This is a genomic window from Streptomyces tropicalis (genome assembly GCF_029269835.1).
GTDB lineage: Bacteria > Actinomycetota > Actinomycetes > Streptomycetales > Streptomycetaceae > Streptomyces > Streptomyces tropicalis.
This window is the reverse complement of record NZ_JARJBB010000072.1, coordinates 1-3,639: the sequence shown is the minus strand read 5'-3', so window position 1 is coordinate 3,639 and position 3,639 is coordinate 1. Positions and strand designations below refer to the sequence as shown.

Here is a 3,639-nt window from a genome sequence, read left to right as displayed (position 1 = left end):
GGCCCCTGATCACCGCGCCGTGCGAACACAGCGCAATGGGAGCGGGGTTCGCGTCGTCCCAAGCCCCGCACGTCATGTCGTCCGCCAGGCGGCGCGCATGGTCCATGTCGACCGGATCAGACCGGCAACCGCTCTGCTGAGTCAACGCCAGAATGCGCCGTGCGCCGGCCGGAGTGATGACCTGCGCGGTGAGCTCGGGCAGCACTGAACCGCTCATGAACCGTTCCCCTTCCAGACGTACAGCCGGTCGGCTCCATCTGAGCAGCTGCGGTCTTCCATCAGGCCGTAGCGCTCTCCCCTGCACAGCGATCACCCATTCGGATGCGTAATTGCACTCAATGCAAGGAACTTGCAGCTATTGCAATCAGGTCGGTAGGGTGCTGCCATGTCGAACGCCCAGGAGACACCGAAGAGCACGCTGGAGGTCCTGCGCGGAGCTGTGGAGGCTCTGCTGACCATCGCCAGCCAGAAGCAGAACGAACTCGCCGACGGGATCGGCCTGTCCCACTACGCCGTCAGCCGCCGCCAGTCGCGCCGCCCAGAGGCCCGCTCACCGTGGAGCTTCGACGAGGCCGACGCCATCGCCCGGCACTTCGGCATGCCCACCCTCACGCTCCTCGCCGGGGCAGAAACTGCCTGCGAGGCCTACGCCAGCAGCCGGGGAACCACGGTGACGCGACTCCTCGCCGACCGCAACGAGCCGTCGGCCACCGTCAAGGAGCCGGACTCCCCCGCCGCGCCAGCCGCAGCCGCATCGCCGGAACCGCAGAGCAGCGAGCCTGAGGCCGCCGCGGTCGAAGACGTCACGCAGCTGCCCGATCCCGAGCCCTGCGTGCTGTGCCAGCTCCCGGCCACCACCGCCCTCGAAGGCTTTCCCCAGCACGTCTCCGCCGACGAGTGCGCAGCAGCGGCAGACGCAGCCCGCCCGCAGGAAGCGCCGGCCAAGTCCGACGGCGACCAGGAGACCGACCGCCGCGAACCCGCCTCGACACCCGAGCCGGACACCTCCCAGCATCCGCATCCGGCACGCGAGAGGCGCCCCTCCCGCCCCCGCCAGGAGCGCAGCGACACCAAGGACACCGCTGTCGCCTTCCTGCGCCGCAATATCCACGACGCCCTCGAACAGCACGACGGCGACCTGGAAGCAGCGCAGGCCTTCCTGGTCCGCAAGGCCATCCCCCACGCGATGGAACTGCTCGACCTCACCCGCCGCAGCGGCCGCTACGACATCGTCGCCTTCCCCTTCCTGCCGGACATCCTCAGGAAGCCGACCAAGGACAAGCCCGACCAGATCTGGGAAGCCCGCCCCAAGTGGAGCCGCGCCTGGGACAGCCTGCCGCCCGGCAGCCACACCGTCGACGAGCTGGACATCAACGGGGCCTACCTCAGCGCCCTCAAGACCCACCTCCCGCTCGGCGAACTCGCACACAGCGAAGGCCCCATCGACACCATCAAGCTGCGGCGGTCCGGCTTCCACTACGTGACGCCGGGGGAGTGGAAGCACGAGCACCTGCCCAACCCGCTGGGCGCACGAGACGAAGACGGACCCCTGTGGATCGGAGAACCCACGCTGCGCCAGCTGAACCGCGCGGCCTCCGAGAAATACGGCCGGCTGTGCGAGCCCCCGCAGATTCACGAGTCCTGGACGAGCGGCAGCACCGAGCACCTCCTGGAGTACGCGCGAGCCGCCCTCGCCGAGGTCCGGGCCGAGGCGATCGCCGACAACGACACCGTGGCCGAGGAATACGTCAAGGCCATGTACTCCAAGCTGGTGTCGACCATGGGCGACTCGAACTACAACCGCGACTTGCACCGGCCCGACTGGATGCACATCATCCGCTCGGCCGCGTTCTCCAACCTCTGGGAGAAGGCGTTCAAGGCGAACGCCGCCGGGCTGCACGTCGTTAGGGTCAGTGGCACCGACGAGCTCCACCTGATCGGCGACTGGCGCTCCGCCGTCGGAGCTCAGGGGCGCCCGCTCTTCCCCGAAGGGCGCGCCCTGACCGAAGTCAAGCTCAAGAACCAGCGCACCATCACCACCGACTCGGAGGCGTAGAAGTGCCCGACAGGAACATCGACTTCGGCCACTACAAAGCAAGGGGCGAGCTCAGCAGTCTCGCCGCAGCGCGCGTCCTGGACACCCTCGCGGGCGGCATCACCTCCCCGGTCACCACGCGCCGCGGCCTGACCGCACGACTGCGCTACATGACCCGCTCCGAGCACGCACGCTCTCTCATGGCCAGCGAGGGACTCAACCCCAGCAGCGAGACCCTGGCGAAGTGGCTGGACGGAACTCAGCAACCCAAGGCGTCCAACCTCACCCTGATCGACCGGACCTACCGGCGGATGCGCCGCCACAACGTGGCCCGCTACCTCCTCCAGCGCCTCAACGCCGGGGGCGGCACCCGCGTCGAGATCCACCCCGCCGACGACACCTCCGTCCTGGAGCGCCACCGACGTCGCGACAAGCAGATGCGCAAGATCAACATCAGGAAGTGGGACCACATCGTCAAGGCCTGGGCAGATGGGGCCTGGGAGAAGGGCACCAAGGCGGCCCTCGATGACGTATGGGTCGACAAACTCCGCGACGAGCTCGGGTCGGACTGGGGCGCCTACGAGTACACCAAGTCGCTCGGTTTCAACGCCTGACCTCCGGTCCGTCCCTGACTGACAAGGACCTTGCGCCATGCTCATCACTCGCATCAGCGCCCACGCGACGGCACGGAACCTTGACCCACAGATATCCGGCCACCTGGAGGCGGCACTCGCCGAGCTCGGCCTCGGCGAACCGCTCCCGGAGACGGTCCGCCACGCCCTCGTCCAGCCTCAATGGCGCTACCGTCTGGTCTACCGCGCAACGACGGTGATCCTCGAATGCGCGGCCGCCCGCCGGGAACACGCCGAAAGCGGCACCCTCGACCTCGCACCGCTCGCCCGCGCAAGCCGTCTGGCGTACGACGACATCGGCCGCGTCCACTGGATGCGCGGCACGATCCCCCTCGACCGACGGCACCGCAGCAACGCCGTACGAGCCCACGCCGGCCGCGTCGTCAACCGGATCCAGTGGGCTGAGAGAAGTCTGGACGCAGACCCGGCAGCCAACCTGCCCGCACACGCCCGCCGCTGGCTCACCATCGCCGACCGCTATATGGCGTGCAGGATCGGCGCACTCCTCGACGACGTCGACTGGTCGGTCCCACGCCGCGCGTAAGCACCCGCCGCTGAGCCTCCACCGAAGCCGCACGAGCCCGGCCTCGCAGCGCGTGACGTGGGACACCGTCCCGCCGCCTGCCCTCCGTACGGCCCCCGCGCTCATCTCGTCCCCCGTTCGCGTCGTGCCCCGCCTATCTCCTCTCTTGGGCGGGGCACGACGCGATTCCGCTCTCTGCGGGTCCGCAGCCGCGCCCGCAGCGGCCTTGCGGCACTAATCGACGCCGCTCCTACGGTCTGGCCACCAGGCGCCCCAGCGATCTCGGGAGAGCCCCAACGGGCCCCAGTCGACTGGCAAGTCGGCGCCGCCACCAGGCCCTTCAGGAGAGCTTCCATGCTGGCGAAATCCGTGATGCCCCGTGTCCGCCGCCTTGCCGCGATCATCGCAACGATCCGCAACGCGATGACCCACGGGTTCGATCGCAGTAC

At 68.9% G+C, this 3,639-nt stretch carries 3 protein-coding genes and 1 pseudogene; 3 read left to right on the top strand and 1 reads right to left on the bottom strand.

All coding sequences use genetic code 11. From position 1 onward, the window contains the following. A pseudogene (locus P3H78_RS32970) lies at positions 1 to 217 on the bottom strand (hypothetical protein); the annotation flags it as partial. Between the two features lie 168 nt (positions 218 to 385). Between P3H78_RS32970 and P3H78_RS32965 the strand changes: the two are divergent. The 3 genes from P3H78_RS32965 to P3H78_RS32955 are packed head-to-tail and all read left to right on the top strand — an operon-like array spanning position 386 to position 3,211. Further along, positions 386 to 2,056 (top strand): hypothetical protein, encoded by a 1,671-nt coding sequence (locus P3H78_RS32965; protein WP_276112851.1) that lies wholly within the window; start codon positions 386 to 388, stop codon positions 2,054 to 2,056. 2 nt (positions 2,057 to 2,058) lie between these two features. Then, a complete protein-coding gene (locus P3H78_RS32960; RefSeq protein ID WP_276112850.1) occupies positions 2,059 to 2,649 on the top strand; it encodes a transcriptional regulator in 591 nt (196 codons plus the stop codon). Between the two features lie 37 nt (positions 2,650 to 2,686). Then, positions 2,687 to 3,211, top strand: a complete 525-nt coding sequence (locus P3H78_RS32955) for a hypothetical protein (protein WP_276112849.1) — start codon at positions 2,687 to 2,689, stop codon at positions 3,209 to 3,211. Positions 3,212 to 3,639 lie beyond the last annotated feature (428 nt).